This is a genomic window from Rossellomorea sp. GQ25, assembly GCF_059758515.1.
Map to the genome: position 1 here is coordinate 356,815 of NZ_JCAXEQ010000001.1, position 15,414 is coordinate 372,228.

17 protein-coding genes and 1 riboswitch are annotated in these 15,414 nt (G+C 42.7%); all 17 genes read left to right on the top strand.

Annotation, left to right across the window (positions count from 1 at the left end):
- Window positions 1-97 precede the first annotated feature (97 nt).
- The 17 genes from AC6CIB_RS01945 to cysP all read left to right on the top strand — a co-directional run bounded on the left by AC6CIB_RS01945 (window position 98) and on the right by cysP (window position 15,385).
- Window positions 98-1,483, top strand: a complete 1,386-nt coding sequence (locus tag AC6CIB_RS01945) for an L-cystine transporter (protein ID WP_498277665.1) — start codon at window positions 98-100, stop codon at window positions 1,481-1,483.
- 182 nt (window positions 1,484-1,665) lie between these two features.
- Window positions 1,666-2,439 carry an SDR family oxidoreductase gene (locus AC6CIB_RS01950; RefSeq protein ID WP_498277666.1) on the top strand — a complete coding sequence of 258 codons (774 nt, stop codon included), beginning with the start codon at window positions 1,666-1,668 and terminating at the stop codon, window positions 2,437-2,439.
- Between the two features lie 52 nt (window positions 2,440-2,491).
- On the top strand, window positions 2,492-3,721 hold the full coding sequence (locus AC6CIB_RS01955; protein ID WP_498277667.1) for an acyl-CoA dehydrogenase family protein: 1,230 nt from the start codon (window positions 2,492-2,494) through the stop codon (window positions 3,719-3,721).
- A 16-nt stretch (window positions 3,722-3,737) separates the two neighbouring features.
- Window positions 3,738-4,487, top strand: a complete 750-nt coding sequence (locus tag AC6CIB_RS01960) for an SDR family NAD(P)-dependent oxidoreductase (protein ID WP_498278614.1) — start codon at window positions 3,738-3,740, stop codon at window positions 4,485-4,487.
- A gap of 51 nt (window positions 4,488-4,538) precedes the next feature.
- Window positions 4,539-6,143: a long-chain-fatty-acid--CoA ligase gene (locus tag AC6CIB_RS01965; protein WP_498277668.1), complete on the top strand. Its 1,605-nt coding sequence runs from the start codon at window positions 4,539-4,541 to the stop codon at window positions 6,141-6,143.
- A 44-nt stretch (window positions 6,144-6,187) separates the two neighbouring features.
- Window positions 6,188-6,754, top strand: coding sequence for a TetR/AcrR family transcriptional regulator (locus AC6CIB_RS01970; RefSeq protein WP_498277669.1), 567 nt, complete (start codon window positions 6,188-6,190; stop codon window positions 6,752-6,754).
- 78 nt (window positions 6,755-6,832) lie between these two features.
- Complete coding sequence (locus tag AC6CIB_RS01975; RefSeq protein ID WP_498277670.1) at window positions 6,833-7,249, top strand: acyl-CoA thioesterase; 417 nt, start codon at window positions 6,833-6,835, stop codon at window positions 7,247-7,249.
- 15 nt (window positions 7,250-7,264) lie between these two features.
- Window positions 7,265-8,341 (top strand): phosphotransferase family protein, encoded by a 1,077-nt coding sequence (locus tag AC6CIB_RS01980; protein WP_498277671.1) that lies wholly within the window; start codon window positions 7,265-7,267, stop codon window positions 8,339-8,341.
- A gap of 22 nt (window positions 8,342-8,363) precedes the next feature.
- Complete coding sequence (locus AC6CIB_RS01985) at window positions 8,364-9,140, top strand: enoyl-CoA hydratase/isomerase family protein (protein ID WP_498277672.1); 777 nt, start codon at window positions 8,364-8,366, stop codon at window positions 9,138-9,140.
- Between the two features lie 11 nt (window positions 9,141-9,151).
- The gene (locus AC6CIB_RS01990; RefSeq protein ID WP_498277674.1) at window positions 9,152-10,126 is read left to right on the top strand and encodes a quinone oxidoreductase family protein; all 975 of its coding nucleotides are present in this window, start codon (window positions 9,152-9,154) and stop codon (window positions 10,124-10,126) included.
- Between the two features lie 45 nt (window positions 10,127-10,171).
- On the top strand, window positions 10,172-11,347 hold the full coding sequence (locus AC6CIB_RS01995) for an acyl-CoA dehydrogenase family protein (protein WP_498277675.1): 1,176 nt from the start codon (window positions 10,172-10,174) through the stop codon (window positions 11,345-11,347).
- Between the two features lie 21 nt (window positions 11,348-11,368).
- Window positions 11,369-12,127: a 3-oxoacyl-ACP reductase FabG gene (fabG, locus tag AC6CIB_RS02000; protein WP_498277677.1), complete on the top strand. Its 759-nt coding sequence runs from the start codon at window positions 11,369-11,371 to the stop codon at window positions 12,125-12,127.
- Between the two features lie 21 nt (window positions 12,128-12,148).
- Complete coding sequence (locus AC6CIB_RS02005; protein WP_498277678.1) at window positions 12,149-12,598, top strand: MaoC family dehydratase N-terminal domain-containing protein; 450 nt, start codon at window positions 12,149-12,151, stop codon at window positions 12,596-12,598.
- Entirely contained in the window at window positions 12,595-12,996 is a 402-nt protein-coding gene (locus tag AC6CIB_RS02010) for a MaoC/PaaZ C-terminal domain-containing protein (protein WP_498277679.1), read from the top strand. The genes AC6CIB_RS02005 and AC6CIB_RS02010 overlap by 4 nt, the downstream gene beginning before the upstream one ends.
- A 163-nt stretch (window positions 12,997-13,159) precedes the next feature.
- Window positions 13,160-13,265, top strand: a riboswitch (SAM riboswitch).
- A gap of 86 nt (window positions 13,266-13,351) precedes the next feature.
- Window positions 13,352-13,507 (top strand): YezD family protein, encoded by a 156-nt coding sequence (locus AC6CIB_RS02015; RefSeq protein WP_498277681.1) that lies wholly within the window; start codon window positions 13,352-13,354, stop codon window positions 13,505-13,507.
- A gap of 99 nt (window positions 13,508-13,606) precedes the next feature.
- The gene (locus tag AC6CIB_RS02020; protein ID WP_498277683.1) at window positions 13,607-14,305 is read left to right on the top strand and encodes a phosphoadenylyl-sulfate reductase; all 699 of its coding nucleotides are present in this window, start codon (window positions 13,607-13,609) and stop codon (window positions 14,303-14,305) included.
- A 15-nt stretch (window positions 14,306-14,320) separates the two neighbouring features.
- Window positions 14,321-15,385: a sulfate permease gene (cysP, locus tag AC6CIB_RS02025; protein ID WP_498277684.1), complete on the top strand. Its 1,065-nt coding sequence runs from the start codon at window positions 14,321-14,323 to the stop codon at window positions 15,383-15,385.
- Window positions 15,386-15,414: the final 29 nt, after the last annotated feature.

Sequence of the window (15,414 nt, forward strand, 5' to 3'; positions counted from 1 at the left end):
TCTTCTACTTCCTCATATCTCTTTCTTCTTTATCATACTATACAGTAGACCTCGGTCTAACATGTATCATCATCAACGATAAGAGGGAGGGGTAAGAATGAATGTCTGGTTTGTTTTGTTAAACATTTTGGTGTTTCTTGTTCTCATTGGTGTATTACTTTATATGCAAAGGAAAAATGTTTCGTTTTCAAAACGGGTGTTTACTGCACTGGCGCTGGGGATATTATTTGGCCTTGGGTTACAGTGGGTCTATGAGGCCGGGGATGAAAATGTCACACAATCGATTGAATGGTTCAACATCGTCGGGACCGGCTATATTAAACTACTGCAAATGATTGTCATGCCTTTAGTGTTTGTGTCGATAATTTCGGCCTTCACTAAATTGAAACGTTCTCATAATTTAGGGAAGATCTCTGTACTGATCATTGGATTGCTGGTAGGCACAACAGCCGTTGCTGCAGCAGTCGGGATTGCTACGACCGTGGCTTTTGACTTGGAAGCGATCCAGATTGATCAAGGAGATGCAGAAGCGGCAAGGGGTGTTCAATTAGAGGAGAGAGCAACATCTTTAGAAGGTCAGAGTTATCCTCAAAAAATTCTCGAGCTTTTACCTGCGAATCCGTTCCTGGACTTTACGGGACAAAGATCAACTTCGACGATCGCTGTCGTGATTTTCGCTGCTTTCATCGGTATCGCTTACTTGGGGGCTCAGCGCAAAGAGCCTGAGGCTGCTGAATTCTTCAAGAAGATCGTTGATTCCGTCTATGCTGTAGTGATGAGAATTGTGACTTTGGTGTTACGACTCACTCCATTCGGTGTGTTGGCCATCATGGCTAAAACAGTAGCATTAAGTAATTTTGATGCCATCATGAAGCTTGGAGAATTTGTTGGAGCATCTTATGTGGCCTTGATTATCATGTTTGCCATTCACTTAATCATGCTTACTCTTGCTGGCTTAAATCCGGTCACTTATATGAAAAAAGTATTTCCTGTATTAGCATTTGCTTTTACGTCGAGATCCAGTGCCGGAACACTGCCACTTAACATTCAAACACAAAAGAATAAATTGGGGGTTTCAGAAGGGGTTGCCAACTTCTCGGGATCCTTCGGGTTATCCATCGGTCAGAACGGTTGTGCAGGTGTGTATCCTGCCATGCTTGCAGTGATGATTGCACCGACTGTAGGGATTAATCCATTAACCCCTTCCTTTATTCTTACGCTCATCGTAGTGGTGGCCATTAGCTCCTTCGGTGTTGCAGGTGTTGGAGGCGGAGCTACATTTGCGGCTATCCTTGTTCTATCCGCCATGGATCTTCCAGTAGCGTTAGCGGGTCTATTGATTTCTGTTGAACCTTTGATTGACATGGGGCGAACAGCAGTGAATGTGAGTGGTGCAATGACATCTGGAATCATAACAAGTAAAGTGTCAGGGGATTTGGATAACGAAACGTATAACAAAGAAATCATTGAAGCAGAAGCTTAAACAAGAGGGCTGGCTCATTCATATGTGAGTCAGTTTTTCTTTTGTATGAAAATAAATTTATTTATTTTCAGTAATTTTGATTGAAAATTCAGACTATATTCTTTACTATAGAATTAAACATACCAACCGGTTAGTATCTTAGGTATGTGAATGAAATGCTGTAAAGATGAGGAGGCACGAACATGCATGTGAATGAATTATTTGATTTATCAGGTAAAGTTGCCCTTGTGACTGGTGGAGGCAGAGGGTTGGGAAAACAAATCGCTACCGGGTTTGCTGAAGCGGGGGCAAACGTTGTAGTATGCTCGAGAAACGTTGAAGCATGTGAAGACGTGAAGAAGGAATTAGAAGGAATAGGTGTCCAATCACTGGCATTGAAGTGTGATGTCACTAATCCTGAAGACGTACAGCGTGTTGTAGATGAAACGAAGAAGGTGTTTGGCCGCATTGATATTTTAGTGAATAACAGTGGAGCTTCCTGGGGGGCACCTGCAGAAGAAATGCCTCTTGAGGCTTGGCATAAAGTTATCAATGTGAATGTAAATGGTACTTTTATTATGTCACAGGCCGTAGGGAAATTGATGCTTGAGCAACAGGAAGGAAAAATCATTAATATCGCTTCCGTAGCAGGTCTTCAAGGTACAGACCCACGTTATATGGATGCCATTGGCTATAGTACCAGTAAAGCAGCGGTCATCAATTTCACGAAGGATCTAGCCGTGAAATGGGGATCCCGAGGAATTCATGTGAATGCAATCGCACCGGGATTCTTTCCAACAAAAATGTCAAAAGGAATTCTGTCTCATGCAGGAGAAGCCATTTTAAACGGCACACCATTAAATCGATTCGGTACCGAAGATGATCTAAAAGGAGCAGCACTTTTCCTGGCGGCTCGTGCATCAGATTTTGTCACTGGTTCAGTGCTCGTCGTAGACGGTGGATCGTCTGCCATGTAACCGTAGCCACTCCCTTAAATTGATTGTTCCAAGTTAAGAAAGGATGGATGAAATGGATTTCTCCTATTCTCCAAAAGTACAAGAATATCAAAACAGACTCTCTCGTTTTATGGAAGAATACGTGTATCCGAACGAGTCCCTCTATGAAAAGCAGCTCAATTTGCAAGAAACCCGTTGGAGTAGGGTTCCCACAATCATGGAAGAATTAAAAGCCGAAGCGAAGAAACGGGGATTATGGAACCTATTTCTTCCTCAAAGCGAATATGGGGCCGGGCTCAATAATGTAGAATACGCCCCTCTTTGTGAAATCATGGGGAGATCCCTGATTGGTCCGGAAGTGTTTAATTGCAATGCTCCTGATACAGGGAATATGGAAGTGTTGGAACGTTATGGAACCCCCACTCAAAAACAACAGTATCTTATCCCACTTCTAAATGGTGATATCCGTTCTTGTTTCTCTATGACGGAGCCTGATGTCGCGTCTTCCGATGCAACGAATATTAAGGCGAGTATCATTCGGGATGGAGACGAATACATCATTAACGCGAAGAAATGGTGGTCATCAGGCGCCGGGGACCCTCGATGCAGTTTTTCAATTTTGATGGGGAAAACCGATCCAGAAGTGAGTCGTCATGAACAGCAATCAATGATTATTGTCCCATTGAATACTCCAGGTGTAAAAATAGAGCGTATGCTTCCTGTATTCGGCTACGACCATGCTCCCCATGGGCACGGAGAAGTCACCTTTACCGATGTAAGAGTCCCCGTTGAAAATATGATTTGGGCAGAAGGAAAAGGATTTGCCATTGCACAGGGACGATTAGGTCCCGGCCGGATTCACCATTGCATGCGTTTAATTGGTGCGGCGGAACGAGCCCTTGAAGAATTATGTAAGCGTGTTCAAAGTAGGGTGGCGTTTGGAAATGCACTGGCCGGTCAAGGGGTCGTAAGAGAATGGATTGCGAATTCAAGAATTGAAATCGAACAAGCCCGTCTTCTCACGATGAAAGCAGCCTACATGATGGATACCGTCGGCAATAAAGCAGCTAAACAGGAAATCGCCATGATTAAAGTGGTGGCTCCTTCCATGGCGTTACGCGTGATTGACCGGGCCATTCAAGCGTTCGGGGCAGCAGGTGTATCGGATGACTACACGTTGGCAGCTCAATGGGCAAATGCCCGTACACTGCGGATTGCTGATGGACCAGATGAAGTACACCGTGCTCAATTGGCAAAATTGGAAATGAGAAAACACGAAAAAGCTTTTCCTGTAGAGAGCTAGGAAGAGGTAGATGATGATGAGATTACAAGGGAAAGTTTCCGTTATTACGGGTGGAGGCGGAGGAATTGGGCGCGCTACAGCCCTAAGGTTCTCAGAAGAAGGTGCTGCTGTGGTCGTAGCAGATTTGGATGATGCGAGTGGTGAAGAGACGGTTAGACTCATTCACGAAAAAAAAGGAAGTGCATTTTTTGTCAAAACGAATGTGCGGGAAAGTGAAAGCATTCTATCCCTCGTACATACAACGGTAGAACATTTCGGAGGTTTCGATATCCTTATCAATAATGCAGGAATCGGACAGTCGGAAGTCAGGAGCATTGATCTGGAAGAAAACGAATGGGATGCCGTATTGGACACAAACTTAAAAAGCATTTTTCTGGGAATGAAGTATGCCGTACCTGAACTGATGAAAAAAGACGGTGTAATTGTGAATGTATCGAGCCTTCTCGGTTTAAAGGGCCGTAAATACGTGTCAGCCTACAATGCGGCAAAAGGTGGTGTCATACTTCTGACACAAAACGCAGCCCTGGAGTATGGAAAAGATAATATTCGGGTGAATGCAGTAGCGCCTGGAATTATTGATACGAACATCATCAATGGTTGGAAGAAGGATGAGAGGAAATGGTCGGCGATCTCTCAATCAAATGCTCTAAGACGCATTGGAAATCCAGAAGAAGTTGCGTCAGCGATTCTGTTTTTAGCTTCAGCTGACGCGTCCTTTATAACCGGTGCCACATTATCTGTTGATGGTGGAGGATTGATCTTTTAAGGTACATGCCGAATTGGTACATGAGTAATCTGAAATGGAAGGAATGATTTTGTGACAACTAAATCTTGGCTCAGTCATTACCCTGAAACGTTTGAGACTGAAATTCCTGAGGTTGATTTTTCTATACCTGAAATGCTCCGACATACCGTTTCTTCATTCCCGGCTCATCCATGTATTAGCTTTTATCAAAAACGCATAACGTATGGTGAACTTCAAGGTGCCGTCACCATGCTTGCTTCATCCTTTCAACATATTGGAGTGAAGAAAGGAGACAGGGTGGCGATCATGCTCCCGAACTGTCCGCAATATGTTATCTCTTATTATGGAATCCTTACCTCCGGGGGAATTGTCACACAGGTGAATCCGATGTCAGTTGAAAGGGAACTAATCCATCTGCTTAATGACTCGGGAGCTGAGACAATCGTCGTATTGGACCGTTTTTATTCTATGGTCAATTCCATTCAAAAGGAGACAAAAATAAAGAGGATTATTGCAGTAAGCTTTCAAGGAGAATACACACTTGTCCCACCAGACTATGACTTTGATGAATTTTTGATGGTAGGGGATGGTGAAGTATCCCAGGTGTCGATCAATCCTGAAGAAGATGTGGCAGTCCTTCAATATACGGGAGGAACTACTGGTGCCTCCAAGGGAGTCATGCTTACTCATAAAAACATTCTGTCAAATGTGATTCAGAGTCAACTCTTCTTTAAAGACAGCATTGAAACAGGGAAAGAAAGAAGCCTGAGTGTGATTCCGTTCTTTCATGTATTTGGGATGAATTCCTGTATGAACTTTGCAGTCTATTCAGCAAATGAAATGATCTTGCTCCCAAGGTTTGAATTGACCGAAGTATTAACCACGATTAAGAACGAGCAGCCCACCCTATTTCCAGGTGTGCCGACTATGTACGTGGCGATCACCAATCATCCACAGGCAGAAGAGTTCGGCATTGATTCAATAAAGATTTGTAATAGCGGAAGCGCTCCAATGCCAGTAGAGTTATTGAATCAATTTGAAAAGAAAACAGGAGCAAAAATATTAGAGGGATACGGATTATCAGAGGCTTCACCAACGACTCATTGCAACCCCGCTTTTGCAGAAAGAAAGCCGGGAACCGTTGGAATTGGATTTCCATCCACAGACTATAAGGTAGTCGATTTAGCAACCGGCACTATGGAGGTTCCTTTAGGAGATGTGGGCGAACTCATTATTAAAGGCCCTCAAATCATGAAAGGCTACTGGAATTTACATGAAGAGACTGCTCACGCCCTTCGAGATGGCTGGCTTTACACGGGAGACATAGCCCGAATGGATGAAGAAGGGTATGTATCGATTGTGGACCGAAAGAAAGATATGATCATTGCATCGGGATACAATGTGTATCCCCGGGAAGTCGAGGAAATCATTTACGAGCATCCAAGCGTACAGGAAGTTGTCGTAATCGGTGTCCCGGACTCTTATAGAGGCGAAACCGTTAAGGCAGTGATCGTCTTAAAGTCAGGGAAAAAGGCAACTGAAGAAGAATTGGTTCATTTCTGTCAGGAGAATATGTCATCATTCAAGGTTCCAAAAAGCATTGAGTTTCGAAATGAGCTTCCAAAGACGAGTGTTGGGAAAATATTACGAAGAGCTCTGCGTGAAAGCGTGAGGTAATATGATATAATTCAGGTGATATTGGCAGATTGAGAGGATTTCAGATGAAAGAAAAACTTACAGAACATGCTGTACGCTTATTTGATGAAAAAGGGTTTACCGTTACTTCCATCCAGGACATCGTAGAATCCATTGGTGTAACGAAAGGAACATTCTATTACTATTTTTCCAGTAAGGAAGAGCTGTTAAAGGAAATTCACATGCGCTATATTGATGGCTTATTATCTAAACAGGAAAGAGTTCTAGGGGATGATCGGAAGAGCTACATGGAAAAACTATATGATATTGTCCATCTTTCCATTCTGGACATTAAAGAGCAAGGGGCCAGTGCCAAAGTATTTTTTAGAGAAATGAGGCACTTGAGTCAGGAAAGTCTGGATGCAATTGAGCCTAAGCGGGATATGTATCGCTATAACATAGAAACTCTCCTGAAAGAAGGTAGGAAGAACGGAGACTTTCATGAGGACTTTGACGTATCGATTGTAGCCTTTGGAATTCTCGGTATGATGAATTGGAGCTATCAATGGTATAAGCCTGAAGGTGCGAAATCCGATCAGGAAATTGCTCAGACTTTTGTCGATATGGTATTAAAAGGGATTGAGTCAGAGTAAATGGGAAATCATCTACAGGATTTCCTTTTGAAATAACATACCGACTGGTTAGTATTTATAGAGGGAGATGGCGTGCTAATGGAAACCATTACGGTAACGAGTAGATTTTGCGAAACCGATGCATTAGGTCATATTAACAATACAACCTATTTTGTTTATTTAGAAGAAGCAAGAATTAAATTCTTTCAATCACTCGGATTTGATATGGATGTGAAAGACTGGCGTTTTATACTGGCTTCAACCAAATGTGACTTTGTATCACAAGGGTATTTTAATCAAGAGTTAAAGATCACCACCTATCTATCAAAAATTGGATCAAAGAGCTTTCAGTTAGAGCATGAAATCTTATGTGCGAACACCCATCAATTGATTGCAAAGGGAAATGCGGTGATCGTTTATTTTGATTTTCTTGAGCAGCAAAGCAAAATGATCCCTGAGTTGTTAAAAGCTCAGTTAAACACTCATTTGCGTTCGGTAAAAACTGAATATTCTTAATTTTGGAGGGATAAGATGTCGAAAAAAACAGGGTATGAAACGGTATCGGTGCGAGAAGGAGAAGAACTGAATGCCACCAATCTAAAAAGCTTTATGAATGAGCAATTCCCTCACCTCCTTCATGAAGAGCTATCTATTAAACAATTTTCTGCGGGACACTCAAATCTTACGTATCTACTTAAAATGGGTGAATGGGAAGGTGTACTGAGACGTCCTCCATTAGGACCCGTTGCCCCGAAGGCTCACGATATGAAAAGAGAATATAGGATTCTTTCAGAAATTCAACCATTATTCGGAGTTACACCGGAGCCGTATGTGTTCTCTGATAATGAAAGTATCGTAGGAAGTCCATTTTTTATCATGGAACGAAAAAGGGGTGAAGTATTTGATACTTCCTTTCCCCTGCATCTTCATGTGACACCAGATGTCTGCAGGAAAATATCGGAGGAAATGGTTTCTAAACTGGTGGAACTTCATTCCATTGATCACCGAAAAACAACTCTTCATGAAATCAGTAAGCCCGAACATTTTATGGAAAGACAAGTACACGGGTGGATCAAACGTTACGAGCGTGCCAAAACAAGTGAGATTCTTGAAGTAGATCAGCTGACACACTGGTTGATAAAGAATGTACCAGGAAATGCTGAATCGACAATCATTCATTATGATTTTAAATTAAACAATGCCATGTTTTCTTCTGACCTGAAATCCATGGTGGGGTTATTTGACTGGGAGATGGCGACTGTTGGCGATCCTCTTGCAGATTTAGGTGTCGCTATGGGGTATTGGATACAGGATGATGATCCAGAGTTATTAAAATTCGGTCTTGGGAAGCCTCCAGTAACGATCATGGACGGTTTTTACAACAGAAGACAATTTATCGAAGAATATGCCAGGAAAAGCAGTAGAGACGTGAACAATATCCATTTTTATTTATCTTTTGCTTACTTTAAGCTCGCAGTCATTGTGCAACAAATCTATTACCGCTTTAAGATGGGGCAAACAAGAGATTCACGATTTTCTCAATTTGATCGGTTTGCGGAATCTCTGATCACCCTGGGAAATGAAGCGGCATTAGATCGCCAGGAATAAAGACAAGGAGATGAACTGAACAATGAAATCCTCTTTATTACTAGAAACTACTGACCGGGTACTTACATTGACATTAAACAGACCGGATAGCTTGAATTCCTTTGATGAGGACATGCTTATGGGAATCGTTGAAGCACTCCAACAGGCAGAACATAATCAGGAAATCAGAGCCATTGTGATTCGCGGTGCCGGGAGGGCCTTTTCTGCAGGCGGCGACGTGAAAACGATGGGGAGCGCCACATCAACCGAAGTCTATGAACACATAGGGATATTAAATACATGCATTAAAGCAATAAAAGATATAGATAAACCGGTCATCGCCTCGGTACACGGATTTGCAGCAGGTGCCGGGTTTAATTTAGCCCTGGCCTGTGATTTGATCATCGCTTCAAAAGATAGTCAATTTGCTTTAAGCTTCTCTAAAGTAGGTCTTATTTCCGATGGCGGAGGTTCGTATTTTCTTCCACGCATCATCGGTCCACATTTAGCGAAAGAATTCTTCTTTTCAGGAGAACCTGTGGCTGCAGGAAGAATGTATGACTTAGGTGTGGTAAATCGTATTGTCCCTTCTGAAAGACTTGATGAGGAAACTACTCATTGGGCTCAGAAAATAGCCTTGGGGCCAAGTAAAGCTTATGGAATGATGAAGAAAATGATTGATCGTTCATTTACCTCATCATTGGATGAGATACTTGAACAAGAACGAATCACACAAACATTGATGATTGCAACTGAAGATCATGCTGAGGGAGTTTCAGCGTTTAAAGAAAAAAGAAGACCATATTTTTCAGGAATATAGGAGGCGTTAGAATGAAAGCGATTCAGTTCAAAGAGTTCGGAGGTCCCAATGTTTTAGAAAATGTGGAGATTGATATTCCATTGCCTCGAGGGAGAGAAGTCGTAATTGAAGTTCATGCATCTGCAGTCAATTATGCTGATACGGCTCGTCGTGAGGGGCAATATGTGGTGAAAACCACTCTACCATACATTCCAGGTGCCGAAGTGGCAGGAATTGTAACAGAAGTGGGAGAAGACGTGACGAGGGTGAAAAGAGGAGACCGGGTTGTAGCCATGATGGATTCCGGAGGTTATGCAGAATTTGCCCTGACAGATGAGCGTTCGGTGATCCCCTTGCCATATGGATTGGATTTCAAAGAAGCGGCCGCCATCCCGGTTCAAGGTTTAAGTGCTTATCATATTTTGAAAACATTGGGGAAATTGCAGCAGGGAGAAGCCGTCCTCATTCATGCAGCTGCTGGTGGCGTTGGCCTGCTTGCCGTGCAACTGGCAAAACGTTTTGGTGCAGGTAAGGTAATTGCTACAGCCAGTACAGAAGAAAAATTAAGTCTTGCAGGGGCCATGGGGGCAGATGTATTAGTCAACTACACTCAAGATGGCTGGGAAGCAGAAATTCTGGAAGCTACAAATGGAAAGGGTGTAAACCTGGCATTGGAGATGGCTGGCGGTGACATTTTCTATAAAACGTTAAAATGTCTCGACTATTTTGGAAGAATGGTCATATATGGAGTAGCAAGCGGGGAGCAGAGCAGATTTTATCCCTCTTCTTTGATGGCAAAAAATCAATCTGTTATCGGGTTCTTTCTCCCTCCTCTAATGAGAGATGCTGAACTAACCCAGAAAACCCTTCATGAAATCTTTCATTATGTCGCGTCCGGTGAATTGAAAGTAACGGTTGGTCATGTATTTCCTTTAGAAGAAGCAGCTTTGGTTCATACACTCATGCAAGCAAGAAAAACGGTAGGGAAGGTAATCCTGCAGCCATAATAATAACTAGTTAGTATACGATCCATCTTATAAGGGGGAACCGGGATGAACTTACGGTTATCAGATGAACAAAGGATGATTCAAAAAACCATCCGTAAATTTGTTGAGAAAGAATTAATACCTTTAGAAAATGAAGTGCTAAGAAATGAACGGGAAGGAAAACCAAGTCTTTCCCCGGAAAAAAGAAAAGATTTGCAGTTAAAAGCAAAGGAAGCAGGGTTCTGGGGTATCAATACACCAGAAGAATACGGCGGAGCGGACCTCGGGCAAATGATGATGGCCATTGTTTATATGGAAATCTCCAAAACCTTTGTGCCTTTCAGTTTCGGTGGTTATGCAGATAACATCCTATACTATGCCAACGAAGAACAGAAAAGGAACTATTTGATCCCCACGATAAACGGAGAGAAAAAGTCCTGCTTTGCCATGACGGAACCGGGAGCTGGATCTGATACTCAAAACATTCGGATGACCGCAGTGAAGGATGGAAATGAGTGGGTGTTAAATGGTGAAAAAACCTTTATTACAGGCGGAAATGAAGCAGATTTTGTCATGGTCATGGCGGTGACCGATAAGGAAAAGCATCGGCGAACGGGTCGGGAAGGAGTAACCTGTTTTATTGCCGATCGAAGTATGGGGTGGACATCTGAATACATTCATACCATGGGGGAATGGGGACCGGCCAGTCTGTTTTTTGATGACGTGCGGGTTCCTGAAGAAAATATTCTCGGCGAAATCGATGGTGGTTACAATCTGGGCCTGGAATGGATCGGGTTCGCACGCTGGATTGTGGGTGCACAAGCAGTAGGCGCAGCCGAACGTTTACTGCAAATGGCGATTGACTATTCAAAGGAAAGAGAGACATTTGGAAAGCCAATCGCGGATCGACAGGCGATTCAATGGCAGATCGCTGATTCTGCCGTGGAAATTGAAGCAGCCAGGTGGCTTGTATTAAATGCAGCATTCACGCTGGACCAAGGAGAAGATAATCGCCATGTTGCATCGATTGCCAAACTGTACGGATCGAACATGGGAAATAGGGTAGTGGACCGGGTCCTTCAGATTCACGGAGGGATGGGCTACACAAGAGAGCTTCCCGTTGAACGCTGGTATCGTGAAGCAAGATTGTGGCGGATTTATGATGGTACTGATGAAATTCAAAAACTGATCATTTCACGGAATCTATTAAAAGGGCATGTGAAAGTGGGTCAATTTGTTTAAAGCGATAGGGAGGTATTGTGAATGGGTGAAAGATTCAGAGGGAAAGTAGCTTTAGTAACAGGCGGGAGTCGGGGGATCGGTAAAGCGATTGCCAAGCTCTTTGCAGAAGAAGGGGCAAAGGTTGCCATCATTGACGTGAATGAAGAGGCACTGATGGAAGTCAGTAAGGAATTGGGAGAGTATAAAATATTTATAAGAGTTGCGAATGTAATAGAATTCAAGGAAGTAGAAGAGGCCGTCAACGAAGTCTTTGAAACTTTCGGCTCCGTTGATATAGTCGTCAACAATGCAGGAGTCATCAGAGACAACCTGCTATTTAAAATGACCGATACAGATTGGCAAACGGTCATGGATGTGCATTTGAAAGGATCATTTAACGTAGCGAAAGCAGCGCAAGGTTATATGGTGAAGAACAGGTATGGCCGTATGATTAATATCTCTTCTACATCTGCACTTGGTAACCGGGGACAGGCAAATTACGCTACGGCTAAAGCAGGTCTTCAAGGCTTAACGAAAACTTTGGCAATAGAGCTTGGTCCTCTGGGGATTACGACCAATGCAGTAGCCCCCGGATTCATAGAAACGGAAATGACTAGAGAAACGGCGAAGCGAATCGGGATTACCTTTGAACAACTGGTGGAAGCGAGTCTTCAAGGAATTCCTGTAGGAAGAAGCGGGCAGCCGGAAGATATAGCGAATGCAGTGGCGTTTTTTGCGGATGAAAGATCGTCATTCGTTAATGGACAAGTCCTCTACGTAGCTGGAGGGCCGAAAGCCTAAAGGGAGAAAGAGGTGAAGGATATGTTTCAATCTTATATTGGTAAACGTTCAACTTCCATAGAAAATTGTGTTGAAAATGGAGCGGTCCGTAAGTTTGCCGAAGCCATCGGTGATCCACGTCCCATTTATGTGGATGAAGAAGCAGGTAAACGGTCTAGATACAGGGGGAATATCGCTCCCCCCACTTTTCCTAGAGTGTTCGACTACGGAACGATTGAAGGTTTTCATTTACCGAACGTCGGGTTAATTCATGGGGAACAATCTTTTCACTATGAAAGACCACTGAAGGTCGGGGAAAGGATTCAGTGTTATACGGAGATAAAAGATTACTATGAGCGGAAAGGATCGGGTGGAACACTTGGTTTTCTTGTGATAGAAGACATCGGTGAAGATTCTGGAGGGAATAGGATTTTCACCTCTGAGGCGATTGTCATTATCACTGAAACGGTTAGAGAGAGGTTGGGAAAATGACTAAACTATCATCCCTTACTATAGATGAAACCCTTCCCTTTGTTGAATTAGCTCCAGTCTCGAGAATCGACTTAATCAAATATGCAGGAGCATCGGGGGATTATAACCCCATTCATACGATCGATGAGGAAGCCCTTAAACTGGGGCTTCCAGGAATCATTGCTCATGGCATGTGGACAATGGGCAATATCTCCAAGCTTTTTAGTGATCATTATGAAGAAGGATTTATCAAAGAGTACACCGTCCGCTTTAAAGGGATGGTTTTCTTGGACGATGTCATTACATTGATTGCAGAAGTATCAAAAAAACAGGATAATCTCTTGCATTTTAACGTCTATGCCGTCAACCAGGATCAGAAGAAAGTGATCGAAGGTAAATTGATGTTTCAATTATTTTGATCATTCAGATGAAAATAGTGTCCTATAGCGTTTATAAAGCGAATAGAAATAAAGAGAATTAAGCTTTTTGAAAAAAATAAGTCAAAAGACATAAATCCGATCGAAAAACTCGGGTTGACTTCTCTGTAGAATATGATATTATTTAGAATATTAAAATTAATAACTCTTATCCAGAGTGGTGGAGGGATCTGGCCCCGCGAAGCCCAGCAACCTACGTTATGTAAGGTGCTAATTCCAGCAAAATGTGAAGTCATTTTGGAAGATAAGGTATCCTTACCTGAACAACTTTCCAAAATGGAGGGTTGTTTTTTTCATTCATGATTTTTCTGGATAAGATGAAAATGGGGGGAATCATGTGGCTAAAGAAAAAAATCAAGAAGCAGAGAATGATGTAGTAGTCGAGAAGATCACTTCAATGTTGAAGACGATGAGTTTTGGATCGATTACCATTGTGGTTCAGGACGGTAAAGTCATTCAATTGGAGAAAAACGAGAAAGTGCGAATTAAATAAGCTGACTAGACAAACTAGAGGCGCATAACACAGATAAAGGAAATCCCTATATCTTGTTATCGCCTCTTTTTGTTTGGATGAGCGGGAAAGGGGTGTATCATGTTAACCTATCAAACTTGGAAAAAACCATCCATCCAATTTGAAATTGATCCGGTCTATAAAGGAGCGTTAAACGTCCTTGAGTGGGCGTATGACCATTATGGTGAAAGTGTCGTATATGCATGCAGTTTTGGCATAGAAGGGATCGTATTAATCGATCTCCTAACCAAAGTACAACCGAAAGCAACCATAGTATTTCTTGATACAGGTGTTCATTTCAAGGAAACCTATGAAACGATTGAAAAGGTGAAGGAGAAATATCCTGGTATCACCATTCATATGAAAAAGCCTGAATTAACGCTCCAAGAGCAAGCAGTAACATATGGAGATAAGTTGTGGGAGAGAAACCCGAACCAATGCTGTCAAATTCGAAAGCTTGACCCTTTACAAGATTCCTTATCCAAAGGGAATGCCTGGATTTCAGGATTAAGAAGAGAACAATCACCTACAAGAAGTCAGGTTGAATTCATCAATAAGGATGACAAGTTCCAATCAGTTAAAATTTGTCCTTTAATTCACTGGACCTGGAAGGAGATTTGGAGGTATGTCCATAAGCATAACCTATCCTATAATCCACTTCATGATCAGGGGTATCCAAGTATCGGATGCTTCCATTGTACAACTCCAGCCATAGACATAAAGGATCTCCGCTCCGGAAGATGGAAAGGAAAAGGGAAAACTGAATGCGGTCTTCATTAAAAGAGGTGACATTCTTTGCTTGAAATATTCGCCCTGATCATAAGTTTGTTCTTCGCTATGAACATTGGTGCCAGCGGAGCGGCAGCATCGATGGGGGTTGCATATGGTGCAGGAGCAATAAAAAACATCAAGAATTCTTTATGGATCTGCGCTGCAGGTGTCCTGAGCGGAGCGGTTTTAGGTGGTGGAGAAGTAGTTAAAACCATTAGTTCAGGGATTATCCCGGAACATGTACTCTCCATCAAAATCGTGGTCATCATTTTGTTATCCGCCACCGTATCCTTGTTTCTGGCAAATGTGATCGGAATCCCGCTGTCTACAAGTGAAGTAACGGTAGGAGCGGTTGTAGGCGTTGGAGTCGCATATCAAGTTCTATATGTGAAGTCACTATTAACGATCATGTCATTCTGGGTAATTGTCCCGGTCATTGCCTTCGTAGTTACATGGGTATTCGGCATTGGTTTAGTACAACTGGAAAAGCGAGGTTACCATTTAGAAAAAAGGTGGCTTGCGTATCTTTTGATTATCGCCGGGTTCTTTGAAGCCTTTTCTGCAGGGATGAATAATGTAGCCAACGCCGTCGGTCCATTAGTGGGTGCGGATTTACTGTCTCCTTCCCGGGGGATTTGGCTGGGTGGTTTATTCGTTGCCCTCGGAGCTATCTTACTGGGGAAAAAAGTAGTTGAAACAAATGGGAAAAAAATTACACAATATTCAAAAGCCGAAGGAATCCTCATTTCCTCTACAGGAGCGATTCTTGTGATGGTGAGCTCACTATATGGATTACCGATCCCGCTGACTCAAGTTACTTCGTCCTCTATCATTGGCTTGGGGATGGCGAAGAACGGTAAACATATGCTGCAAAAGAAAATTGTCAAAAAAATCGTCAAAATATGGGTGGTCTCTCCCCTGATTTCACTCAGTATTTCATATTTTTTAGTAAAGCTCGTGATCGATAGCGATCTGTATTCGATCGTGGTTCCAATAAGCGTCATTATCGCTACTGTGGGAGCACTATCCCTCATGCGTGTGATCAGTGAAGAAAGGCGATCCGTTCATGAAGACGGAGGCGGAATTTAATCTTAATTCCGATTAAAACAATATGTTAA